This is a genomic window from Caballeronia sp. LZ029, from assembly GCF_031451275.1.
In the GTDB taxonomy this organism is placed as follows: domain Bacteria; phylum Pseudomonadota; class Gammaproteobacteria; order Burkholderiales; family Burkholderiaceae; genus Caballeronia; species Caballeronia jiangsuensis.
On the sequence record NZ_JARUXO010000001.1, the window covers coordinates 2,609,858 to 2,634,180 of the forward strand.

At 59.1% G+C, this 24,323-nt stretch carries 18 protein-coding genes and 1 tRNA gene; 9 read left to right on the plus strand and 10 right to left on the minus strand.

Annotated elements, in window-relative coordinates:
* Positions 1-565: 565 nt before the first annotated feature.
* The 3 genes from ampD to QCE73_RS12325 are packed head-to-tail and all read right to left on the minus strand — an operon-like array spanning position 566 to position 2,434.
* Positions 566-1,168, minus strand: a complete 603-nt coding sequence (gene ampD / locus QCE73_RS12315) for a 1,6-anhydro-N-acetylmuramyl-L-alanine amidase AmpD (protein WP_309881419.1) — start codon at positions 1,166-1,168, stop codon at positions 566-568.
* Positions 1,165-1,497, minus strand: a complete 333-nt coding sequence (locus tag QCE73_RS12320; RefSeq protein ID WP_309881420.1) for a PP0621 family protein — start codon at positions 1,495-1,497, stop codon at positions 1,165-1,167. The genes ampD and QCE73_RS12320 overlap by 4 nt, the downstream gene beginning before the upstream one ends.
* Positions 1,498-1,525: 28 nt before the next feature.
* Positions 1,526-2,434: an inner membrane protein YpjD gene (locus tag QCE73_RS12325; RefSeq protein WP_035511279.1), complete on the minus strand. Its 909-nt coding sequence runs from the start codon at positions 2,432-2,434 to the stop codon at positions 1,526-1,528.
* Positions 2,435-2,544: 110 nt separating this feature from the next.
* Between QCE73_RS12325 and ffh the strand changes: the two genes are divergently transcribed.
* The gene (ffh, locus tag QCE73_RS12330) at positions 2,545-3,912 is read left to right on the plus strand and encodes a signal recognition particle protein (protein WP_035511281.1); all 1,368 of its coding nucleotides are present in this window, start codon (positions 2,545-2,547) and stop codon (positions 3,910-3,912) included.
* A 124-nt stretch (positions 3,913-4,036) separates the two neighbouring features.
* A complete protein-coding gene (locus QCE73_RS12335; RefSeq protein WP_309881421.1) occupies positions 4,037-4,588 on the plus strand; it encodes a hypoxanthine-guanine phosphoribosyltransferase in 552 nt (183 codons plus the stop codon).
* A 45-nt stretch (positions 4,589-4,633) separates the two neighbouring features.
* On the opposite strand, the gene QCE73_RS12340 is transcribed toward QCE73_RS12335, so the two are convergent.
* Positions 4,634-5,233: a MarC family protein gene (locus tag QCE73_RS12340; RefSeq protein ID WP_035511285.1), complete on the minus strand. Its 600-nt coding sequence runs from the start codon at positions 5,231-5,233 to the stop codon at positions 4,634-4,636.
* Positions 5,233-6,969 (minus strand): proline--tRNA ligase, encoded by a 1,737-nt coding sequence (locus QCE73_RS12345; protein WP_035511288.1) that lies wholly within the window; start codon positions 6,967-6,969, stop codon positions 5,233-5,235. Before QCE73_RS12345 ends, QCE73_RS12340 begins: the two co-directional genes overlap by 1 nt.
* A gap of 246 nt (positions 6,970-7,215) precedes the next feature.
* Here QCE73_RS12345 and QCE73_RS12350 point away from each other — a divergent pair, with 246 nt between their 5' ends.
* Together QCE73_RS12350 and QCE73_RS12355 are read left to right on the plus strand one after the other, a co-directional pair.
* The gene (locus tag QCE73_RS12350) at positions 7,216-7,860 is read left to right on the plus strand and encodes an RNA pyrophosphohydrolase (RefSeq protein ID WP_035511291.1); all 645 of its coding nucleotides are present in this window, start codon (positions 7,216-7,218) and stop codon (positions 7,858-7,860) included.
* A 162-nt stretch (positions 7,861-8,022) separates the two neighbouring features.
* Entirely contained in the window at positions 8,023-8,586 is a 564-nt protein-coding gene (locus QCE73_RS12355; RefSeq protein WP_035511310.1) for a CNP1-like family protein, read from the plus strand.
* Between the two features lie 53 nt (positions 8,587-8,639).
* Here the strand turns inward: QCE73_RS12355 and proB are convergent, their stop codons facing one another.
* The 4 genes from proB to rplU all read right to left on the minus strand — a co-directional run bounded on the left by proB (position 8,640) and on the right by rplU (position 11,651).
* Positions 8,640-9,758 (minus strand): glutamate 5-kinase, encoded by a 1,119-nt coding sequence (gene proB / locus QCE73_RS12360; protein ID WP_035511294.1) that lies wholly within the window; start codon positions 9,756-9,758, stop codon positions 8,640-8,642.
* A 26-nt stretch (positions 9,759-9,784) separates the two neighbouring features.
* Positions 9,785-10,870 carry an Obg family GTPase CgtA gene (cgtA, locus tag QCE73_RS12365; protein WP_035511296.1) on the minus strand — a complete coding sequence of 362 codons (1,086 nt, stop codon included), beginning with the start codon at positions 10,868-10,870 and terminating at the stop codon, positions 9,785-9,787.
* 165 nt (positions 10,871-11,035) lie between these two features.
* Positions 11,036-11,296: a 50S ribosomal protein L27 gene (gene rpmA, locus QCE73_RS12370; RefSeq protein WP_008342952.1), complete on the minus strand. Its 261-nt coding sequence runs from the start codon at positions 11,294-11,296 to the stop codon at positions 11,036-11,038.
* A gap of 43 nt (positions 11,297-11,339) precedes the next feature.
* A complete protein-coding gene (rplU, locus tag QCE73_RS12375; protein WP_035511298.1) occupies positions 11,340-11,651 on the minus strand; it encodes a 50S ribosomal protein L21 in 312 nt (103 codons plus the stop codon).
* Between the two features lie 256 nt (positions 11,652-11,907).
* Between rplU and QCE73_RS12380 the strand changes: the two genes are divergently transcribed.
* From QCE73_RS12380 to QCE73_RS12400, 5 genes are all read left to right on the plus strand, one after another.
* Positions 11,908-12,900: a polyprenyl synthetase family protein gene (locus QCE73_RS12380; RefSeq protein WP_035511300.1), complete on the plus strand. Its 993-nt coding sequence runs from the start codon at positions 11,908-11,910 to the stop codon at positions 12,898-12,900.
* 40 nt (positions 12,901-12,940) lie between these two features.
* Positions 12,941-13,017: transfer RNA gene (locus tag QCE73_RS12385), tRNA-Pro, on the plus strand.
* Between the two features lie 182 nt (positions 13,018-13,199).
* Positions 13,200-14,774 carry a site-specific integrase gene (locus QCE73_RS12390; RefSeq protein WP_309881426.1) on the plus strand — a complete coding sequence of 525 codons (1,575 nt, stop codon included), beginning with the start codon at positions 13,200-13,202 and terminating at the stop codon, positions 14,772-14,774.
* Between the two features lie 659 nt (positions 14,775-15,433).
* On the plus strand, positions 15,434-20,323 hold the full coding sequence (locus tag QCE73_RS12395) for an AAA domain-containing protein (protein ID WP_309881428.1): 4,890 nt from the start codon (positions 15,434-15,436) through the stop codon (positions 20,321-20,323).
* Complete coding sequence (locus tag QCE73_RS12400; protein WP_309881430.1) at positions 20,324-21,814, plus strand: hypothetical protein; 1,491 nt, start codon at positions 20,324-20,326, stop codon at positions 21,812-21,814.
* A 1,325-nt stretch (positions 21,815-23,139) separates the two neighbouring features.
* Here QCE73_RS12400 and QCE73_RS12405 read toward each other — a convergent pair.
* Positions 23,140-24,323, minus strand: a 1,184-nt coding sequence (locus QCE73_RS12405; RefSeq protein ID WP_309881432.1) for a phage/plasmid primase, P4 family, incomplete at its 5' end; no start/stop codon positions are given.

Below are 24,323 nucleotides of genomic sequence, written 5' to 3' on the forward strand. Positions count from 1 at the left end.
ACTCCTGGTGTTCGAATGGTGCGGATGATCCGCGGATTTATCACTTATGCCGCGCGCGTCACGAGTTCGTCATGAGGGTCACGCGGTGTTTTGGCGGTAAGCCAGGCTGTGAATACAGCAGGCTGGAAACACGAATCGCGGCGCTTACGGCCCGCATTGTTATTGGCGTCTCATGCGGTGCCCGCGTTGGCGCGCGGTGTCGGTCGACGCAATTCGCGCTTGCTTGCATGCCTTCTTCACGGTGCTGCTCGCTGGCGCCCGATGCGCCCGACGCCTCTCTCCTCGCAAAGAGAAACCGTCTCGCGCATCGCCCCGGGCCAGCCAAACTTCTCTACGCCGGAAAGCTGGCGGCGCCGGCTCATGGGAGCGGGCGCCGCTTCAACAACACAAGATATAGTGCAAAGTACGTCTTTCGGCACCAAGTATAGTGGACATCCGCGCAGTCTCAAAAAGTTTTATTTGCCTTGAGTCTGGCGTTGCGGGGTTGACTTTTGCTAGCGCAAAGCACGGCAAGGCATCGCGCGCGACCCTGCTGCGCCGCAACGAGAAAGACCTTACGCAGCGCTCAGATGTTGGATTGAAACGGGAAGAATGAAGGCGGCAGCGCGCTGTCGTGACGCAGGCGCGGCCAGTCGAAGTGCGGACCGGGGTCCGTCTTGCGGCCCGGCGCGATGTCGGAATGTCCGGCCAGCGCGTCGATCGGATAACGCTTCACGACGATGCGCACGAGCGCGACGAGCGCGTCGTATTGCGCGTCTTCGAACGGCATGCGATCGCTGCCTTCGAGCTCGATGCCGATCGAAAAATCATTGCAGCGCTCGCGTCCGCAGAACGACGAAACGCCCGCGTGCCACGCGCGTTCATCGCAGGAGACGAACTGTTCGACCGCGCCGTCGCGACGAATCACGAAGTGCGCCGACACGCGCATGCCGCGCAGATGATCGAAGTACGGATGCGCGTCGTGATCGAGCTTGTTGAGGAAGAAATCGGCGATCGAGTTGGTCGTGAAATCGTCGGGCGGCAGGCTGATGTTGTGCACGACGATGAGCGTCGGCGCCGCGTCGCCCGGACGCGCCTCGAAGTTCGGCGACGGCAGTCGCGTCGCGCTCGTCAGCCAGCCTTGCGCGTCGATATGCGGATCGCCTTTCCTGACGACTTGCATGTTCATCGCGCATCGCGGCCGGTCGGGCGGCTCGCGTAGTGGCGCGCGTGATCGGCGCAGCAGAAGCGCTCGCCCGCGACGACAATCGACTCGCTGCGCGGCGTGTGCACGCCGCATTGCGCACAACGGATGAGCGGATCGGCAAGTTGCGGCGCGCTCGCGGCCGCGCCATTGCCGTTGCCATTGCGCGCGCGCTGCGCGCCATTGGCGCCGCCCGCGGTCGCGCCGCCGGCCTGGGCATCGCCCTGTTGCGCGCGCTCGTTGGCGCGGCGCAGCTTCTTCAGGAGCCACTGGCTCAGGAAGAAGAGGACGATCAGAAAGAAGAAATTTCGCATCGAATGAATGCCGATAGAAAGTGCGCGCTCAGACGACCGCGCGATGCAGCAGCACTTCGAACACGAAGCGGCTGCCGACATACGCGAGCAGCAGCGCGGCGAACGAGGCCAGCACCCAGCGCAATGCCGCGCGTCCGCGCCATCCCGAGATGCGGCGCGCGGTGAGCAACGCGCCGAACATCAGCCAGGAGACGAAGGCGAACACGGTCTTGTGATCGAAGCGCAGCGCGCGATCGACGAGTTGCTCGTTGAACGCGATGCCCGACACGAGCGTGAGCGTGAGCAGCACGAAGCCGGCCGCGATCAGGCGGAACAGCAGCTTTTCGAGCGTCAGGAGCGGCGGCAGCGTGTCGAGCCAGCTCGTGAGCCAGCCGTTGCCCGTATGACGCGTCGCCATGCCGCGCATACGCTGCAGACGGCGTTCGAGCATCAGCATGAGCACGGCGTGCAGCGCGGCGATCGCGAAGAGCCCGTACGCGATGTTCGCGATCAGGAAGTGCAGCTTGAACATCGGCGCGGCGGAGTACGACAGCACGCGCACGCCGCCGAAGATGAGCGGCAGCAGTGACGCCACGCACGCGAGCGGGAGCACGAGCAGCCGCAGGCCGTCGAGCGGGAAGAAAAAGCTTTCGATCCAGTAGATGCCCGCACCGAGCCAGAACATCGCGGACAGCGCGAACGCGAAGCCGAAGACCATCGCGTTCTGGGGAAAGATCGTCGTGTGCAGCAAGAGACCGTGCACGAGCAACGCTACTAATAATAGAGCGCGGCCCAGTCCGCCCATGCCCGCCGACATTTTCGGCGCCGGCGCCGGCGCCATGCCCGAAGGCACGCCGGCCAACGCCGGCTCCACGGCCGTGTGGCGATGCGCGCGCCACCCCGCTACGGCAAGTCCGCCGTAGAGAAGCGCAGTGAGGGCATACAGTACAATATCCATGTTCGAAGTTTACACTAGGCCCTTGAATCGCGACGTTTTCCCCCTTGCGGCGACGCGGGGCGCAGAGTCGTTTTGCGCTGAAAAAGGGCCGCATTCTCTACCTCTCCCCCATGCTCGATAATCTCACTCAACGGATGGCGCGCGTCGTCAAGACGCTGCGCGGCGAGGCCCGGCTCACCGAGGCCAATACGCAAGAGATGTTGCGGGAAGTGCGGCTCGCGTTGCTCGAAGCGGACGTGGCGCTGCCGGTCGTGCGCGAGTTCATCGCGAAGGTGAAGGAAAAGGCGCTCGGCGAAGAAGTCGTGTCGAGCCTGTCGCCGGGTCAGGCGCTCGTCGGCGTCGTCCAGAAGGAACTGACGGCGGTGATCGGCGGCGATTACGAAGGCAAGGCCGCCGAACTGAACCTCGCCGTCGCGCCGCCCGCCGTCATCCTGATGGCCGGCTTGCAGGGCGCGGGCAAGACCACCACGACCGGCAAGCTCGCCAAGCTCCTGCGCGAGAAGAGCAAGAAGAAGGTGCTCACCGTTTCCGTCGACGTGTATCGCCCCGCCGCTATCCGTCAGTTGCAGACGGTGACCGAGCAGGTCGGCGCGGACTTCTTCCCGTCGGAGCCGGATCAGAAACCTGCCGACATCGCGCGCGCGGCGATCGACTGGGCGAAGCGCCACTATCACGATGTCGTAATCGTCGATACGGCCGGCCGCCTCGGTATCGACGAAGCGATGATGAACGAGATCAGCGAGCTGCACGCGCTGCTCAAGCCCGCTGAGACGCTCTTCGTCGTCGATGCCATGCTCGGTCAGGACGCGGTCAACACCGCGAAGGCGTTCAACGACGCGCTGCCGCTCACCGGCGTCGTGCTCACGAAACTCGACGGCGATTCGCGCGGCGGCGCGGCGCTTTCGGTGCGGCACGTCACCGGCAAGCCGATCAAGTTCGTCGGCGTCGCGGAAAAGCTCGACGGTCTCGAAGTCTTCCATCCGGATCGCATGGCGAACCGGATTCTCGGCATGGGCGACATTCTCGCGCTCGTCGAGGAAGCGCAACGCGGCGTCGACAGCCAGGCCGCGCAAAAGCTCGCCGACAAGGTCAAGAAAGGCGGCGACTTCGATCTGAACGACTTCAAGGCGCAACTCTCGCAGATGAAGAAGATGGGCGGCCTCTCGTCGCTCATGGACAAGCTGCCCGCGCAGTTTCAGCAAGCTGCGCAAGGCGCGGACATGAACAACGCGGAAAAGCAGATGCGCCGCATGGAAGGCATCATCAACTCCATGACGCTCCAGGAGCGCGCGAAGCCGGAACTCATCAAGGCCGCGCGCAAGCGCCGCATCGCCGCGGGCGCGGGCGTGCACGTTCAGGAAGTGAACCGCATGCTCAATCAGTACGAACAGATGCGCGGCATGATGAAGAAGCTCAAGGGCGGCAATCTGCAGAAGATGATGCGCGGCATGAAGGGCATGTTGCCTGGCATGCGCTGATCGTAGTACCTCGAACCCGCGTTTTCGCGCGTCGCCCGACGCGAAGGAAGCGCGGGTTTATCATATGGCGCACGCCGCCGTTTTTTTCCACACTAAGAAGTCAGCCTCTCCCCCCGCTTTCCCTATGAATCGCGAAGAAGCTCTCCATATTTTCAGCCACTCCGAAGAGATCGTGACGGCTGACGAAGTCAACGCATCGATCGGCAAGATGGCCACGGCCATCAAGACCGCGACGCAAGAAGACTTCCCGCTCGTGCTCTCGGTCATGGGAGGCGCGGCCGTGTTCACCGGCATGCTGCTGCCGCATCTCGACTTCCCGCTCGAGTTCGATTACATCCACCTGACGCGCTATCGCAACGCCATCAAGGGCGGCAGCGAAATGCAATGGCGCGTGGCGCCGGCGGAATCGGTGAAGGATCGCGTCGTGCTCGTGCTCGACGACATCCTCGACGAAGGCGAAACGATGGCCGCGATCCGCGACCGCATCATGGCGATGGGCGCGAAGACGTTCCTGTCGGCGGTGCTGTGCGAAAAGATCATCCCGAAGGCGAAGCCGCTGCGCCCGGATTTCTGTGGATTCGAGGTGCCGGATCGCTACGTGTTCGGATGCGGGATGGATGCGAAGGGTTACTGGCGGAATTTGCCGACGATTCGCGCGCTGACGGAAGGCGCGTAAGCGCTCTACGAAGCGACGTAAAAAAAGCGGCCTCGGCCGCTTTTTTCATAGCTGATGCACGAAAGTGCGTATTCCCGTGAGAATCATCTCGACGGAAATCGCCACGAGCACGAGTCCCATCAAACGCTCGAACGCCGTGACGGCCCGCTCGCCGAGCCACTGCTGAATCTTCTCCGCGAGGATCAGCACGATCGCGCAGACGATCATCGTCACCGACAGCGCGCCTATCCATTCGAGCATCTTGCCGGGCGCCTGCGAGGTCAGCAGCATCACCGTCGCGAGCGCGGACGGGCCAGCCAGCGCCGGAATCGCGAGCGGCACGATCAGCGGCTCGCCGCCGCGCGAATCGCCGCCCATCGGGCCATCGGGATGCGGAAAGATCATCCGCAGCGCGATGAGAAACAGCACGATGCCGCCGCCGATGCGCAACGACAGATCCGTGAGGTTCATCGCGCGCAGAAAGCGATCGCCCGCCAGCATGAACACCAGCAGGATCACGAACGCGATCGCGACTTCCCGCAGAATCACGACGCGGCGCCGCTCTTTGGCGACGCCGCGCAGCGCGTTGATGAAGATCGGAATGTTGCCGAGCGGATCGGTGATCAGCAGCAGAAGGATCGTCGCCGACAGGAAGTTGTACTGCATTACTTCCCGAGCGCGGCCCGCACTTTGGCCATCACGACGTCGGCCGCTTCATCGACGGGCAGCAGCGTGGCTTCGGTATCGCGACGGCTCTGATACTCGAGCTTGCCTTCCTTCAGCCCGCGATCGCCGATCACGATGCGATGCGGCACGCCGATCAGTTCCCAGTCCGCGAACATCACGCCCGGACGCTCGCCGCGATCGTCGAGGATCACGTCGATGCCCGCTTGCTGCAACGTCGCGTAGAGCTTGTCGGCCTGCTCGCGCACGGCGTCGCTACGGTCGTAGCCCATCGGGCAGATCACGACTTCGAAGGGCGCGATGGCTTCCGGCCAGATGATGCCCTTGTCGTCGAAGTTCTGTTCGATCGCAGCGCCCAGCACGCGCGTCACGCCGATGCCGTAGCAACCCATCTGCATCGGCGCGGGCTTGCCGTTTTCGTCGAGGAACGTCGCGCCCATCGAATCCGAATACTTCGTGCCGAGCTGGAACACGTGGCCCACTTCGATGCCACGGCAGATTTCGAGCGTGCCCTTGCCGTCCGGCGACGGATCGCCCGCGACGACATTGCGGATGTCCGCCACTTCCGGCTCGGGCAGATCGCGGCCCCAGTTCACGCCGGTCGTGTGGTAATCGACCTCGTTCGTGCCGACGACGAAGTCGCTCATGTTCGCGACCGTCCGGTCCGCGATCACGCGCACCGGCTTCTTCGTGCCGATGGGGCCGAGATAGCCCGGCGGCGTGCCGAACCATTCGATGATCTCGGCTTCGGTCGCGAAGCGATAGCCCGCGAGGCCGGGCAGCTTGCCCGTCTTGATGTCGTTGAGCGAATGATCGCCGCGCAGCATCAGCAGCCAGATCGTGGGCTCGGCGCCTTCGTTGTCGGTTGCGAGAATGATCGACTTGATGGTCTTTTCGAGCGGAATGTTCAGAAGCTGCGCGACCGCCTCGCATTTCGCGGCGCCGGGCGTCGGCGTCTTCTTCAGTTCTTCCGTGGGCGCGGCGCGCTGCGCGATGAGCGGCAACGCATCCGCGGCTTCGACGTTGGCCGCGAAGTCCGAGCTCGGGCAATAGGCGATGTCGTCCTCGCCCGTGTCCGCGATCACGTGGAATTCGTGCGAGCCGCTGCCGCCGATGGAGCCGTTGTCCGCCGCCACCGCGCGGAACTCCAGACCGATGCGCGTGAAGATGCGGACATAGGCTTCGTACATCTTGCGATACGACTCGGCGAGACCGTCGCGGTCCTTATCGAAGGAATAGGCGTCCTTCATGATGAACTCGCGGCCGCGCATCACGCCGAAACGCGGGCGGATCTCGTCGCGGAACTTCGTTTGAATCTGGTAGAAGTTCACCGGCAACTGGCGATAGCTCTTGATCTCGCGGCGCGCGATATCGGTGACGACTTCCTCGTGCGTCGGGCCCATCACGAAATCGCGCTCGTGGCGATCCTTGAAGCGCAGCAGTTCGGGGCCGTATTGCTCCCAGCGGCCCGACTCCTGCCACAGTTCGGCGGGCTGCACGGCGGGCATCAGCAGTTCGAGCGCGCCCGCGCGGTTCATCTCTTCACGCACGATGGCTTCGACCTTGCGCACCGAGCGCAGCCCGATAGGCATGTAGTCGTAGATGCCGCCCGCGACACGGCGGATCATGCCGGCGCGCATCATCAGCTTGTGGCTGACGATCTCGGCGTCGGCGGGAGCTTCTTTCAGGGTGCCGATGAAGAAACGGGATGCTTTCATTCAAATTTTCCAAATGCGGCGCGCGCTTCGGAGCCGTTGCGGCGCCGGAGCAGGCGAAACGAGGGTGAACGACGGAAACGGTCGACGGCTATGCAAGGAAGAAGATTTTGCCGTCTTCCTCGTGGCCTGGCAAAGCGCCTTGCACCCTGCTCGGGAAACGTGCCCCGAATTCGGGTTCGTGCCGGTGCGCGGGGTCCGTTAACTGTTTATAATCAAAGCAATTTTAAAGGATTTGAAGGTGGCTGTATGCTGGATCGTGAAGGCTTTCGCCCGAACGTCGGCATCATCCTCTTGAACGCGCGCAACGAAGTGTTTTGGGGCAAGCGGCTGCGTGAACATTCCTGGCAGTTTCCGCAAGGGGGCATCAAATACGGTGAGACCCCTGTGCAAGCGATGTATCGGGAGTTACACGAAGAAACCGGCCTGTTACCGGAGCATGTGAAAGTTGTCGGTCGCACGCGCGACTGGCTGCGTTATGAGGTGCCGGACAAGTTCATCAAGCGCGAGGTGCGCGGACACTATCGCGGTCAGAAACAGATCTGGTTTCTGCTGCGCATGGTAGGACGCGATTGCGACATCTGCCTGCGTGCGACGGACCATCCGGAATTCGATGCCTGGCGCTGGAACGAGTATTGGGTGCCGCTGGACGCGGTCATCGAGTTCAAGCGCGACGTTTATCAAATGGCTCTCACCGAGCTGTCCCGCTTTCTGCGGCGAACCAACTCCCGCGGTGAACGCGGCGAGCGAGCCGCGCATCATGGGCCGCGCTATCCACGCGTGCTCCAGACGATGACCATCGAAGCACCTGCCGTTACTGCCTCCGGCGCGGCAGTTCAGGCAGAATGCACGGTCAGCGAAGAAGTGCATCTGATCGTGCAGCGCTCATCGTGAAAGCGAGCGTACGACTGATCGCTGCGGTCCATCGCGCACTTTGACACTCAGCACGACTTCGATCGATGGCACGGCGAACTTCTCGCCGTGCCGTCTCGCTTTGTTCCGCCGGGCGGGCGCTTCGCGTCCCGCGCGCATGTTTCCGGGAAGACCCAATTGAAAGTGAATGCCTCACTCGCGGTAATCGCGGCATCCGCGGCAGCGCTTGCCGTGCTCGCCGGCTGCTCCAGCAACAAGGGCCCGTCCACGCAGGACGACGGCGTCTTCACCTATCTCCTCGACCGCAAGTCGACCTGGGCCGAGGAGAAGATCGACACGATGCCGCCTCTGCCGCAAGCGTCGAATCTGATCGCGTTCAACGTATCGCAGAACACGCCGCTCACGTTTGCCGTCGACAAGACGACGCTCACGGTCGGCAAGGATGGCGTCGTGCGTTATGTGATCGTCGCGACGAGTCCCGCGGGCGCGCGAAACGTCAACTATGAAGGCATTCGTTGCGACAACTATGAATGGCGCCGCTACGCGAGCATCAACGACGATCAGAACGGCTGGGATCAGGGTTCCGCGTTCGACTTCAAGCGCATCGAGAACGGCGAGCTGAACGCGTATCAGGCGGCGCTCTATCAGGATTACTTCTGCGCAAGCAAGCTGCCGGCCGGCGATGCGAAGCAGATCGTCAACAACATCCAGTACAAGCGCACGCAGACCTCGATCAATCTGCGCTGATTTCAAGTCGCGCCAGAATGAAAAAGCCCGCTGGATCAGCGGGCTTTTTTGTATCAGACGAGCACCAGGTTGTCGCGATGGATCAGCTCGGGCTCCAGCATATAGCCGAGCACCGTTTCGATCTCGCCGCTCGGCCGCCGATGAATCAGCCGCGCCTCCGAACTGCTGTAATTCGTGATGCCGCGCGCGACTTCCTGCCCCTGATCGTTGACGCAGGCGATCACTTCGCCGCGATCGAACGCTCCCTTCACGTCGATCACGCCGATCGGCAGAAGGCTCTTGCCGTCGGCGGTGAGCTTCTGCACCGCGCCGTTGTCGATCACGACGTGGCCGCGCACCTGCAAGTGATCCGCCATCCACTGCTTGCGCGCCGCGATGCGCGCCGTGCGCGCGATGAGTTGCGTGCCGATCATCTCGCCCGATGCGAGGCGCGTGAGCACATCGGCTTCGCGACCGCTTGCGATCACCGTGTTCGCGCCGCTGTGCGCCGCGCGCTTAGCCGCGAGAATCTTGGTCAGCATGCCGCCGCGTCCGAGGCTCGAACCCGCGCCGCCGGCCATCTGCTCGAGCTCGGGCGTGCCGGCATCGGCTTGCTCGACGAGCGTCGCGTTCGGGTCCTTGCGCGGATCGGCGGTGAAGAGACCGCGCTGATCGGTGAGGATGACGAGCGCATCGCCTTCGATCAGATTCGCGACGAGCGCGCCGAGCGTGTCGTTGTCGCCGAACTTGATCTCGTCGGTGATGACCGTGTCGTTCTCGTTGATGATCGGCACCGCGCCGAGACGCAGCAGCGTGAGCAGCGTCGAGCGCGCGTTCAGATAGCGTTCGCGATCGGCGAGATCGGCGTGCGTGAGCAGAATCTGCGCGGTGCGGATGCCGTGCGCGCCGAAGCTGCTTTCGTAGACCTGCGCGAGGCCCATTTGTCCGACGGCGGCCGCGGCCTGCAATTCGTCGATGACACGCGGCCGCTTGGTCCAGCCGAGCCGATGAATGCCTTCCGCGATCGCGCCCGAACTCACGAGCACGACTTCCTTGCCCTGCTCGCGCAGCGCCGCGATCTGCGACGCCCAGCGCGAGATGGCCGCATGGTCGAGTCCGCGCCCGTCGTTGGTGACGAGGCTGGACCCTACTTTCACTACGATTCGCTTCGCAGCGGCGATGACGGAACGCATCGTGCGCTTTCTCCTCGTGGTTGCTTTTATTCCTTCGCTGCGTCGTCGCGGAAACGCACGTCGGCGGCGAGATCTTCCGCTTCCGCCGCACGCGATGCGTCCGAATGCTGCGAGATGTAGTCGTAAATCGCGTACGTGAGCGCCTCGCAGCCCTGGCCCGTCAGCGCCGAAATCTCGTAGACCGGACCGTCCCACTCGAAACGCTCGACGAAATCGGCGATGCGCGCTTCGCGCTCGTCCTCCGGCACCATGTCGAGCTTGTTCAACACGAGCCAGCGCGGCTTCTCGTACAGCGCCTCGTCGTACTTGCGCAGTTCGTTGACGATGGCCTTCGCTTCGGCGACCGGATCGACGTTTTCATCGAACGGCGCCATGTCGACGAGATGCAGCAGCACGCCGGTGCGTTGCAGGTGACGCAGGAAACGGTGCCCGAGTCCGGCGCCTTCCGCCGCGCCTTCGATCAGGCCGGGAATGTCGGCAATCACGAAGCTCTTGCTCGGCCCGACGCGCACCACGCCGAGATTCGGCGCGAGTGTGGTGAACGGATAATCCGCGATCTTCGGCCGCGCGTTCGACACCGACGAGATGAACGTGGATTTTCCCGCGTTCGGCATGCCGAGCAGGCCGACGTCGGCGAGCACTTTCAGTTCGAGCCTGAGCATGCGGCGCTCGCCCGGCTTGCCGTCGGTCTTCTGACGCGGCGCGCGGTTCGTGCTCGACTTGAAATGCAGGTTGCCGAGGCCGCCCGCGCCGCCCTGCGCGATCAGCACTTGCTGGTTATGCTCGGTCAGGTCGGCGATGATTTCGCCCGTTTCCTGATCCGAAATGATGGTGCCGACCGGCATGCGCAGCGTGATGTCGTCGCCGCCCTTGCCGTAGCAATCCGCGCCGCGGCCGTTCTCGCCGTTACGCGCCTGATGCTTCTTGGAAAACCGATAGTCGATCAGCGTATTGATATTGCGATCGGCGACTGCGTAGACGCTGCCGCCGCGGCCGCCGTCGCCGCCGTCCGGCCCGCCGAACGGGACGAACTTTTCGCGGCGCATCGACGCGCTGCCATCTCCTCCGTCGCCGGCGATGACTTCAATCCTCGCTTCGTCAATGAACTTCATGCGTTGCTCCGTCCCGTGTATTGCAGCTATTTTGCCGTGACCTGACGTTGCCGGTCACCGATATCCTTGAATTCACCCGATGCGCTTCTTTTCAGTGCATCAAATGAAAAAGGCCCCGCGAACTTCGCGGGGCCTTTTTCCGGTCCTGAAGCCCGTGCGTAAAATTTACGCTGCCGGGACGACGACGACCGTGTGCTTCTTCGCAGCGCCCTTGGTCACGAACTTGACGTGACCGTCGGCGAGCGCGAACAGCGTGTGATCCTTGCCGATGCCGACATTCTCACCCGGATGCATGCGCGTGCCGCGCTGGCGAACGATGATGCCGCCCGCGTTGATTGCCTGGCCGCCGTACACCTTCACGCCGAGGCGTTTCGACTCGGAGTCGCGGCCGTTGCGGGAAGACCCGCCTGCTTTTTTGTGTGCCATTTCATTAGCTCCTTAACCGATATCTGTGCGGAACGATCACGCCTTAGGCGTTGATCGCGTCGATGCGCAGTTCGGTGTAGTTCTGGCGATGGCCAGCGTGCTTTTGATAGTGCTTCCGGCGACGCATCTTGAAGATAGTCACTTTCTTGTGACGACCTTGCGACACGACGGTAGCCTTGACGGAAGCCCCACCCACCAGCGGCGTACCGAACTTAATCGATTCGCCTTCGCCTACTGCGAGAACCTGGTCGAGCGTGATTTCAGCGTCAATGTCTGCCGGTATCTGTTCTACTTTCAATTTTTCGCCAACGGCAACCTTATACTGCTTGCCGCCGGTTTTTATGACCGCGTACATTGAGAACCTCACTCAAAATTCTTTTTCCACGCACCACGCGGGGAAAACACGCGATTATACATAGGGTTACGCTCGACGTCAAAGTCCTGTGACGTCTCCCGCGCGCAGGGAGCGGCGCGCGATCCGGATCCCAACCTCGGCGAAAACGAAGCGAATCGCGCCCGAATTTCGCCGACGTCGCGCGAATCGACACAGCCGAGTCCCGTCGTCTGTCGGATTCGCCTTATAATCCGCCGGATTACCTTTACTGCCGATCATGTCGTCCACCGCCACTTCCTCCCCCAACGCCGCCGCGCTGCTCGCCCCGATCGCCGAGGACATGCAGCACGTCAATCGCGTCATCCGGCAGCGCCTGGCATCAGAAGTGATGCTGATCAACCAGATTTCGGAGTACATCATCGGCGCGGGCGGCAAGCGGCTGCGTCCGGCGCTGCTGCTCCTGGTTTCCGGCGCGCTGGGCGACACGACCGGACATCGCCACGAACTGGCCGCCGTGGTGGAGTTCATCCATACGGCGACTTTGCTGCACGACGACGTCGTCGACGAATCCGATCTGCGCCGCGGCCGCAAGACCGCGAACGCGTTGTTCGGCAACGCGGCGAGCGTGCTGGTCGGCGACTTTCTGTACTCGCGTTCGTTCGAAATGATGGTGAGCGTCGGCAAGATGCGCGTGATGGAAATTCTCTCCGTCGCGACCAACATCATTTCCGAGGGCGAAGTCCTGCAGTTGCTCAACATGCACGATCCGGACGTCGACGAAGCGCGCTACATGCAGGTGATCCGCTACAAGACGGCGAAGCTGTTCGAAGCGGCTGCGCAGCTCGGCGCGGTGCTCTCGGGCGCGGATGCGCGTACCGAAGCGGCGGCGGCGGAATTCGGCCGGCGCATCGGTACGGCGTTCCAGATCATGGACGACTGGCTCGACTACACCGGCACGCCCGAATCGATGGGAAAAAACGCCGGCGACGACCTGCGCGAAGGCAAACCCACCTTGCCGCTCATCTATCTGATGGAGCACGGCACGCCGGAGCAGGCTGCGCTCGCGCGCGAGGCGATCGAACAAGGCGGCACGGATCGCTTCGAGACGATCTTCGACGCGATCACCACGTCCGGCGCGCTCGATCACACGCTGGAACGCGCGCGAACGGAAGCCGAGGCAGCGGCGAAGGCGATTTCTTCATTTCCCTCTTCCATCTATAAAGAGAGCCTGCTAGAATTATGTTCTTACTCGACGTCGAGGCAGTCTTAAACGAGACTGAAACAACGTAAGAGTCCAAGTTGGTCGAATTCGGGGTGTAGCTTAGCCTGGTAGAGCGCTACGTTCGGGACGTAGAGGCCGGAGGTTCGAATCCTCTCACCCCGACCAGAATTTTTCCTTGTTAAATCAAGGCACAACCGCCCGCTTCGCCGGGCGGTTTTTGTTTTGGCAGACAGCTTCGCGGCAATCTTGCGGCAATTTCCTCTGCCGGATGTGCTGCGCGCCCGTTCCGCGAAATCTAAAACCTCCAGGCTAAACACGGTCTTCCCTTCCTTCCGGAGACCGCCCCGATGGCCGCCATCACCAACCGTTCCCGCTTCTTCGTCAGTGTCAGACAGCGCGACGACCTGCACCGCGAATTCTCCTTTCACCGGCTGACCGACGCGAAGGCGTACCACGCCGAACTCGTCGCGCAGAAACTCAAACCGCGCCTCGGCCAGTACGAGGACACCATCGAAATCCGCATCCGCCAGAAGGGCTGGCCGACGGTGAACTACACCGCAGCCTCCATCGCTGAAGCCGAAAAGACCGTGCAAAAAATCGAGGAAGAGCGCAGCCGGGGCCTGTTCCGCGACTACACGAAGGCGCACCAGGTCACGTTCCTCGACCTCATCCGACGCTACATGGCCGAGGAAGGCCCGAAGCACAAGGGCTGGGAAAAGGTTGAGAAATACAAGTGTCTCGGCTGGCTCGAGGATGTGAAGGGTGACCTTGCGAAGCGCCTGAAGCAGCGCGACACGGAAATCGCGCAGACCGGACGCGCGACTACGCCGCGTGGCGCGATGCGCCAGCCGTCCTCTGGCCTTGAATGGATGCAGAAACCGTTCGCGCAGGTCGAGACGACCGACGTCGAGGGCTACATCCGCGACCGTCTTGACGTGGTCGCCCCCGCGACGGTCGACCGTGACGTCGACGTGCTGTCGGCCATCTGCAGTGTTGCGACGAAGGTGTGGAAATACCGGGTCGACGAAAATCCGATGGTGGGCGTGCGCCGGCCCCGCTATTTCAACGAACGCGACCGGCGCCTGAAGCGGGGCGAAGAAGACCGGCTGCTCGCGGCCGCGCGCGAGGAAGACAGGCTGCGCTCCGTTGACCTGCGGCTCGAGGAACTCATGGTGACGGCCCGCGACGAAGCTGCGGCCCACCCGACTGTCTACCGGAGGAAAGGCCATATCAAGGGCGCGCTCGCTGCCTGCCGCCAGCAGGCCGAGCGCGACCATGTCCACATTCCGCTCTTTGAGGCGTTCGTCACGTTCCAGCTGATGACCGCCGCGCGCCGCGGCGAGGCGCTGAACCTCACGTGGGACAACGTCGATTTTGACGAGCGCACGGCCTATCTGCCGGAGACCAAGAATGGCAAGCCGCGCAAACTGCCGTTGCGCGCCGACCTTATCAACATCCTCGCGACGCTGCCGCGCGACGACGCCCGCGTGTTCCCGTTCGGCGAAGATGCACTGAAGCACGCATGGGCCCGGATGACGGAACAGGCCGGGCTCACCGACCTGCACATTCACGACTTGCGCCACGAGGGAATTTCGCGCGTGGCAGAGACGGGGAAATTCTCGCTGGTGGATTTGCAGGCGTTCTCTGGACACCGTGACACACGCATGCTCCTGCGGTATGCCCACCTATGCACGAAACAACTTGCGGACCGACTCGACCAGGCGTTCGCGAGCACAACAGCTGATTCGGCTAGCACCCAAGTTCACAGAGGCCGCCGACGCATCCGTTCGGGAAACGGCCTTAGCCTGGCAGCAATTGTCGCTGACTTCGCGACGGACGTCGCATCAGCGCCCCCTGCCGTCAAGCCGAGTGCGTCTATCGAACCCTCGCGCTCGAATGTAATCCGGTTCCGACGCGATTAAAGGACACGAGGGAAGCATCTCGGTGACGATTGATGCTGAGCCATATCCGGCGTCCGCCGAACCGGTTACCTCGTTGCCTCCCGGGCAACATACATCCCGCATCCAATCAAAAGCACCTGCCGACACGGCCTCAAACGGACAATCATCGAGTCGCTGTCGTCCAACGTCCATTCACTATGGATTTCACGCCGTTCAAGGGCGGCTGGAGGCGACCAGTTGCTTGATGCACTGCCCGTCTACCCGACGGCGCGCCCTGATAACTCCGGAAATGAGCGTGGCCGATGAATCGCTGGTGTGTCGCCGCTCGAAACGTCGTCTCTGAAGGGTTGAACAGTTATAGAATCATCAGCAGAATCAACCTGTCGGCAGTAGGCCCCTTGTCAGCACTACCGCTGGCTTGGACGCCATAAATAAAACAAATAGACCGTTCATATTCGATGAATTCTCATTGTTTGCGCCCAGTGCAGTTGCAGGTCCCACGCCCGTTGTTGGGCCTATCGCGCACTCGGGCAAATCATCCGCATGGAACGACCGAACGAAACCGGGGACCGTCTCGTCGCGCAGTCTAGGCACCGAGCGCAGGGAAATACCGTCTTCTAGGTCCTACCCTGCGATTCAAGAGATTGATTGAACGTCCAAAGGACAGAATAAGGCAATAAATGGAAATCAAGCTACTCAAAAAATCCGGCGTTCCGCAAGCAGAGATTGAAGCCCACCAAGCAACTCAACGGGAATTCAGCAGCGCTGACTTCAGTAAAAAATGGAAGGCATACGCGTCATTCGCGATTGCCCGCGGCGGCCGGGGCGCCGGCGACGATGATTTCGACCTCGTCTTAATTACGCACACAAACATTATCGTAATTGAATTCAAAAACTGGTACGGCAAATTACTTGAATCGGACGGGGAGAAGTGGTTCGTGGATGGCGAAAGCCGTGATACGTCGCCAGTTGTAAAAGCCAACCTCAATGCAAAAAAGTTGGCTAGCCTGATGAAGCAGAAGCTTGGGGCAGAAAGGACCCCGTTCGTCAGTTCCTATGTCGTGATGCACGGCAAAATCGAAAAAATGAACCTCACCGAAGCAGAAGAACGCTCGGTACTGACTATGCAAGAGTTTCTGTCCTTTCGTTTTCAGGACTGTTACAAACAATATTTTTGGGGAAAACCGAAATTTAACCCCACAATGTATCTTAAGGATTATGACGCTTTCTTTGAAGGCCCATCCTTCAAACCCAAAGATTATCTAGTTGATGGTTTTAGACCAGAAGTCAATCCAATATTCGAGCATCCGAAGAAGCTCTACGTCGAATTTCGAGCGGCCGCTAAAGATGACCCGACTACACTAGCGTTGTTCCGCCAATGGGACTTTACAGCACTTGGTCTGGAACTAATTGGTGAACGTGACCGTTCATTCATTGGTCTTCGCGAGCAACGAGTCTACGACTATGTCGCCGAGAGAAATGAAGATTTGTCGCTGAGTCTGCTTCGCCCGGTGGCACGCAAGAGCCCAAACGATGTCACTTTAGATTTTCGAGAGCTTTTTTTCTTACCCAGCAAGGTCACCCGATTCGCCGAATTTGCTCACCGTGCCTTACCAAAGCTCTCAGTCGAGGAGCGACTGACTCTTATCAAGGCCATGCTTTCTCGTTTTGCGGAATTGCATGACCTGCGTGTTGCCCACCGCGACGTAAGCGAGCATAGCTTATGGTTCGACCGTCCGGCCAAAGTGGTGATGTCCGGCTTTCCGACCGCGTACTACCCGGAAATGAAAACGGTCGGCGCGTTCAGAGAGAAAGTGAAGGTCGAGCAAGCCACCCTACCAGAAGACTCGAGCGGAAAATCTTCAGAGACACCGTACCGCCGTGACGTGTTCATGTTGGGTGTCCTTGTCCACCTACTCTTTTTCGGAGAAAAACCGCCCAAGGTTGCTGGCATCCATGAATGGGCGCCTCGCGCAGACGACCCGTCCGAAGGCGCTTTGGGAGCCTTTTTGATGCGCGCTCTTAGCCCTGAGCCCGCAGAGCGCTTTGAGAACGCGCGCGAAATGCTAGAAGCTTTTAATGCTGCCACCGCGAGAAAGCAGGAAAGCATTGTCGACGTGTCGGCTTTCGATGCCTATGCAGCACAAACGCGCGACCGAGACTATCAGGAAACTGAAACGCTGATTGATACGGACAACATTTGGATTTTCAAGTCGGTTCAAAACGACGTGTCCAAACTCGTAAAAATCTGGTTCCGAGTGGCTCCCGATGCAAAAAAGCCTGACCAAACAGTTAAGCTCCTTTCGTTTCTAGAGCGTGTTAGGACCGTCGCGGGTTGCGGAATTCTTGGTCTACCGAGGGTTCATGACTTCGGTCTTTCTCGTGGCAGCCTATTGTTGGTTTTGGAGTGGGTAGAAGGCAAAACGTTAAGTAATTGGTTGCGCACTGAACGGAGCTTCGAAGAGCGACTGGCGGTTTGTAATACGATGCTTGATACTCTGCAACGTATTCACTCGTTGCAATTCGCTCATGGGGACCTTCATCCCGAAAACATAATCATCAAAGACGATGGAACTGTCGCGCTCATTGATGTTTTGGACTTCCGCCTTGAAGCCGACGACCACTATACAACTGCCTACCTACCAGATAATTACAAGTCTCTCACACCATTCGAGAGAGACAGGTACAGCACCGCAGCGGTTCTGGTCAAATTATTAGGATGCGCCAAAGATAATGTGCGCAGCGGTGAATACCCTATCCCAAGAGTATACGAGGAAATTGCGAATCTCCTCGAGCAAAAAACGCTTTCTACACTTGACCCATTAAATCGGGCCGTCACAAGCGCAAGCGAAGTGGACAAGACGGAAATCCCCGACTTGACCGTTTGTGTGCAGAATTTGGCCCATAGCGGAGTGACACCGGGAGACCTACGTGCCGACAACGGTAAATACCACGTAGAAGTGAGGGTGGACCGTAAAATTGCGGGCGCTTTCCGTATCTGGGTAACAGGTATCGGAAAGCAGCTCTCGTTTTCTTGGAAGAAAGACGAGGAAAAATCTGAGTTCGTCAAGGCGTCACCTATCTCCCAAAGTCAATTACTACGCTCACAGACTATGAGCGATGCGCAAATCGCAATGCGCATTCAACTTACGGATGGCCCTGTCTCAGACGCACGCGAACTTGCACTATTCATTTTCGACGACGAGCGCATAAAAAGAAAGATTCCAGTTCCAGCTCGAGAGTCGAAAGCTGAGGTGTCAGCAGAGGTCCTAGCGCGGACAACGGAAGAGAGCGAACTCGATGAAGCAACCGACACTTCGCAAATAAATCTTCCGGTTCCTGAGCTTTGGAAAGCACTTCTCGACGCAGAGGAAGACGCGTTCACGACAGTCACGGTCGCCGGTGAGAAACGAAACAGCCCGTCGCGTGCTGGCCAAATACTTGTTCCATACCACGCGGACCTCGGCGTTATCGATTACGAAGCCTCAGATACAGTTATCGTGGAAAGTCAGAGCAACGAAGGCGTATGGAAAAGCTGTGGCCACCTTAATTTGCGTGACACGACCTTTGGTGAACTAGCCGAGCTTGCCATTGACAGGCCCCACCTGCGCGCAAATTTGCGTATTGGGAGCAGGCTCCGTCTAATAAGCAACCTTGAAAAAGGTTCGTTCACTCGAAGGCGATTCGCTGTTGAACGCATCCTTGGAGATAAGGCTGTAACCCCCAACCTTATCGAATATTTCAATAGCAGTGACGTCGCGCGGCTGTCCCCCAATTTATACCCCTATCCGAGTGACGATGACCTCGACGTCTACTCCGAAGGAGACAAGAAGTTAAATGCAAGCCAAAAAGATGCATTTCGTCGCGTTTTAGGTAACGGGCCAATCAGCTTGCTCCAAGGGCCGCCGGGGACCGGCAAGACTTGGTTCATTGCGTCGCTTTTGCATTACCTCATGACAAAGGAAAGCGCCCGACGAATCCTTTTGGTTAGCCAGGCCCATGAAGCAGTGAACAACGCTTTGGAGAAAGCTCTTGAACTCTGCCGCAGTAAAGGCATCGAGTTCGATGCGGTCCGCCTCGGTAGCGAGTCTGCCGTATCTGATTCCATCCGCCATCTCCACGCAGCCTCAATCGAGCAAAGCTACAGAGAACGATTCAAAGCAGAGCAAAAAGAACGCATCGTCGGTCTTGCTGCTGCATTGGGACTCCCACGTACATTTGCCTCGGAGTTCGTCGAACTTTACTTGCGGTTGGGGACATTGAGCGAGCGCATCTCTAAACTCGAGGCGCGCAAAGCATCGGAGCAAGATAGCAGCGACCAAAACGTAAGACCTCGCCTTAAGGCGCTCACTGAAACTTTCTACCAGATAGCGTCTGAAATCTACGATGCCGGGCAAGAGTTATCGCCAGCTGAAACAGTCGCCAAACTTCAGGAAGACCTGGCGCAAAAGCACGAGGTCTGGTCAAGGGACGCGATTCAGAGGCTCGCGCGGCTCATTCGACTTTCTGATGACTGGGTGACTGCTCTCGGGTCGCCGGACGCAAATTTCGCAGAGTTTCTTGCCAAATCACGAACTGTAGTGGCTGGCACACTGGTAGGCATCGGTTACCGCGGCGCGGGCGTTGTACAGAATATCTTTGATTGGGTAATTATCGATGAGGCGGGTCGAGCGGCCCCAAGTGAACTCGCGGTAGCGATGCAAGCCGGCAAACGCATCCTCCTTGTCGGCGACCATCGCCAATTGCCACCAACGTTTTCAGAGGAAGTTAAGGATTCGATTTGCGAACAGTTTTCGGTAGATGCGAATTCGGTGCTCTTTAGCAGCGATTTTGAACGGATATTTGACTCTGATTATGGACGACAGGTCGGTACTACCTTATTAAATCAGTACCGGATGGCACCGCACATCGGCGAGTTGGTTTCGACCTGTTTTTACAAAGGCCAACTTGCAACCGGTAGAGGGTCACCTCCTGAGTATTACGATTTACTACCAGAATCTCTTTCACGGCAAGTTACGTGGATTGACACTTCGCCATTAGGCGAGCGCGGGCATGAGCACTCATCCGAAAACGGCGAAGATAAATGGAATCCAGTCGAGGCTCGCATTGTGATGAATCTGCTAAGGCAGATAGTAGAGTCCGATGATTTCATGGCGTTTCTTCGAGAAGACTTGCAACCGGAAGAGCCTCCAATTGGCATCATTTGCATGTATGGAAAACAGCGCCAACTCATCGACCAAATGAAAGCGGAAGCGACGTGGCTGGGTGATTTACGTCGCTTGGTCAAAGTGGACACTGTCGATAGCTATCAGGGGAAGGAAAACAGAGTCGTGATTCTGTCGACTGTGCGAAACAATGTACGGCAGGCACCAGGCTTTCTGCGCAGCCCAAATCGAATCAACGTGGCTATGTCTCGAGCCATGGAACGCTTGATAATAGTCGGCGCTTCAATGATGTGGAGTGGCAAGAATGCGGATTTTCCTCTTGGCCAAGTTTTGACCACGGTGAAGTCGATGGCTGATGCCGGCAACGCCAACATTATCTCGGCAAAACATTACTTGCAAAACTAAATGAATATCCCATCTGAATTCAACCGCGTCACATTTGGACTTCCCATAGAAATGTTTCGGGTAGATGCATATATTGCGTTGGACGAGCGATTACCCGTAGTTACCGAATTCGTTCTTCGTCTTCTACGAGTGTGTGGCCGCGTGCCGATGACAGCTTTTCGTGAATATTTTGGCTTCACTGACAGCGAGGCTCTTTCGGTTGTTGAATCTCTATCCCGTCAAGGGCTAATCGACTTGCTCGATGATGAAATGCAACTCAGTCTGTTCGCCATAGAACGATTTGAAGAGGCCGGCGGCGACTATCCTCGGTTTAACAAAGTCGAACTCAAGAGAGACACCGTCACATTCGACCTCATTTCTTTTACACCTCTTCGCTCTGTCCCAGGTGAGCCGAGTTCGGACAATGTTATCAAGCTCGACGCTGCCGAAGATGCGCTCGGCAGTAGCAAGGAACGCGCACGTCTTGCTTATCGCCAACGGTATCCTGAGATTGCTTCGATGCGCGACGACTTCCGCGAAAAATCATATGGTGTGCACTCGGTAGAGAACATCGAAAGCAAGAAGCGAAGCTATTTGCCAATCCCCGTTTCATTCTATCTTGACCAAGATGGACAAGTTGAAAGAAGGATAGATGAAGCATTTGAGCGAGCGGCACCTCCCGAACTTAGCCAGTTCGTCACCGAGCAGGTGACCGCCGCGATTCCGAACACTATCTCGCTCGGAGCCCCTGGGTTGGACGAATTCATCGAGGCATTCGACCTGAAACTGATGAATCAATATCTGACAGGAAAAAAGTTCGACCTAGCTGGCTATCTTGCCGACATACACGTTACACAAAATCTGAAATACCCTAAAGGGATGGATGCAATATTTGGCAATATCTATCTTCCCGAGAATGTCGAGCGCGTTCTAACGCGTATTGAGGATAGGCGCGAAGGTCGAAGGCGGCACGGCAAACTGCTGACGTCTCTTGCGTGGCTTGTGCCTGACTATGAACTTTGGGGTCGTGGCGAGGCATTCGCTCATTCGGTGGCCAAGCTGACGAACGTCCTTTGTGCGGGTGGGTCTTCGGATACCTTATGCCTTTTCACCGGTGCCGAGCAAGGGCAAGAAAACGAGGTTATCAGCAGGTTCCGAGTGCCCCAGCTTAACGACCTCCATTTCTCTCGCTCCGGACTGAATGAGGGTCCGCTCATGGCTGGACGAGTTGAACTGATGCTCTACCCTACCGGGTTCATGGCAGCGCTCTATCACTTGTCGGTTCCAGGCAACAGTGGCCTTTGGGTACCGTTCGGTTTTATCTCCACTCAACCGAAGCATCTAAATGTCGCGCATAAACTGATTCAGCGAATGATGGGTAGAAAGCGGTACGGCCGACGCGCCCGGTTCTCTCAACGGGATGACCGGCAGATGCCCACCACCTTTGAGGAAGGGTGTCCTTTTTTGCAATACAGCAGTTTGGCGAATCAAACGGCTGAAGATTTCGACTGACACCCTCACCATAGGACGAAATCCAAAGGAGGCTTGACGGCGCTGAGAACGACGCACAAGTTGCCTCCTGGCAAAGACAGCCTCGCGACCATGCCAGGGGGCCAACCCACGGATGGTCGAAAATCAGAAAGGCATGGCAGGGGCTGCCGCCCCATGGAAGGGCCCCATAAAAAAGTCAATGTTCGAACCCGCTGCACACTGCCGGGCACTCCTGCTCCGGGAGGGCAACGCCCTCCCATGTGCTCTTCCTATCGAGGCTCTCGCTGGTTACGCCAGACCTACTCCACGACGTATCGCTCATCGAGTTAGACTTTCCTCCACCATTCCTGCACTGCATTCTTTAAGAGTTCGGCGGTATCGTTAGAAGCCTCCCATCCATTGTTCGGTCAGACTCACTGGCAAATCCAAGTCATGCAGGTACGCGCAACACCCGCGTTGATGCATACGCAACGGGCGCGCTTGCAACGACTGCTGCGCCTTCTTGCTGACGCCGCAAGCACGTCACCGCATCAAGGCCCCGATTCCGAAGGTACCCCGACCGAACGCTCATATGTCTAGCCTGCGTGGCTTTCGTCATGCCAGACAAGCAGAACAGGCGACAGCGGTGCCGGGAGCGAACCGGTGGCTCATCGCGGAGGATTTTCCGTAAGCATGCCGGACCTGAGCTGCGGCTCAGACCGAAACGCGTTTTGGTAGGGCTATCTCGCCTTCCCCGAGTCGTTTGCAATGCCGAAGGCGTCTCGTGACCAACCGCAGTGCGGCGCGCAAGTATGGCGCGTAACTCGCGTCGTTCAGACATCAACGACTCTGTCGAAGCACTGCGCTCCGCGTAGCGCGCACGTATCAGATGTGTCAAGCAACGCTCTATCGAGGCGGGGGATGGGGTCGCACGTGTCTCGCCAGTCACGTTGGCTAGCAAAGGCCCCACGGGAGTGAGTCAGGTGAGACAGGCCTCAATCATCAAATATTTCTACGACATGGGTGATTACTTTACAAAGAAAGTTTCCTGTGCAGCCCCGCCTCACCCGGCACATCGCTGCCGAGGCATTACTGCGTCGGGACGGGCGCGCGCCAAGCGGGACACGTGGCCCGCCTCACGTTCGATTTCAGAGAACATCTGCTGCGGGGCGCGCTGATGTTGGCCGCCCCATGCGTGGGCCTTCAATGCTCAGCGAGACGCGTTGGTCGGCATCACCGCTGCCCGGTGCAGCTTCACCGGGCACAGTCCTTCCAGGCCGACCATCACCTTGCGATGTCCGATAAAAAGGGCGCGTCAGTATTAAACTGAAGCGCCCTGTTCCGAGTGCGCGACCGCACTTGAAATATCACACGCCACCGCTTACCAGCTTCATCGACGGCAAGGCTGCTGCAGAGCCGATATCGGGTAGAAGAAGGTTGCACACTCGCACTTGCATTCTGCCCTGCCTTCGTCGCGACTCTTCCACTGGCACAATATCGCGCACTCGGGTCCAGAAGCGTGGCGACGCCATCGCCGACAGGCCGTTCCTCGCGCACCAGTCGCGATAATGGTCGTATGCATTCTCCTTGGTCGTGTTGTGCTCGACGTCGATTGCAATGGCACAATCATCGAACCAGGCCTGCACTGAATTCGTCTCGAGCTTCGCTTCTTTCAGCAGTCCACTCATCGCCTCTGGCACCGCCGTGTCGAACGCGCCGCGAGTCTGCAGGCGAACAAGTCCCTCTAGTGCCCATGCGAGGACCCCCGATAGTTCTTCCGCAATGATGCGCTCGGCCAAAAGCGGGTCCTGCTTCGCTGCGGGAATCGTGACGCTGAAAGGAACAATATCCCAACGCCTCCAGAACCCCGCCGAATGGTCGGTGATAGTCGGAAGATGATTGCCGAGAACCAGCCACTTGCCACGAACATGGATGCTGATAGGGTCGCGGTACTTCCGGTCAACCTGGATGCGTTCTCCGGCAATCATTGATTTAAGGAGTTGCTCGTTAATCCTCCCGCGGGGCACCTCATCGCAGTAGATTAGGCTTGCTCCAGCAAGCATTGACAGCCGGAAGCCCTCGAGCGCGTCCAGTTGGACGGCCTCGGGCTTGCCGTGCAGTGACTGGACAATATTCGCGAGCACGCCTTTGCCGTTCGCCCCTCCTCCCAACCAGAACTGCGCCCGCTGATATCTCGCGTCGGCCGTCAGCGTGTAGCCGATATATTCCTGCACCCGCTGACGAACAGTCTGGTCTGGCAGAACTGTCTGTACGAATGCGTTGAATCTTTCTGGCGGAGACACCGCAGTTTCATAGTCGCAACCAAGCACGTGCCGCAACCCGAGCGACGCGTCCGCAGGCGCGAGCGCGACACCCTCTTTCGCGGCGTGCACGTAGCCATTCAGGCACGGTATGACGACTTTCTTTGTGGTCTCCGGAAGTTTCCCAGACCTGGGCAGCGACAATTGTTTTGGCCGGTCGTTGACGATCGTTTTGGCCGGTGGTGAGGAGTCGAAGGGCGGCGCAGTCGCCGTAGACGATGAGCCACCGG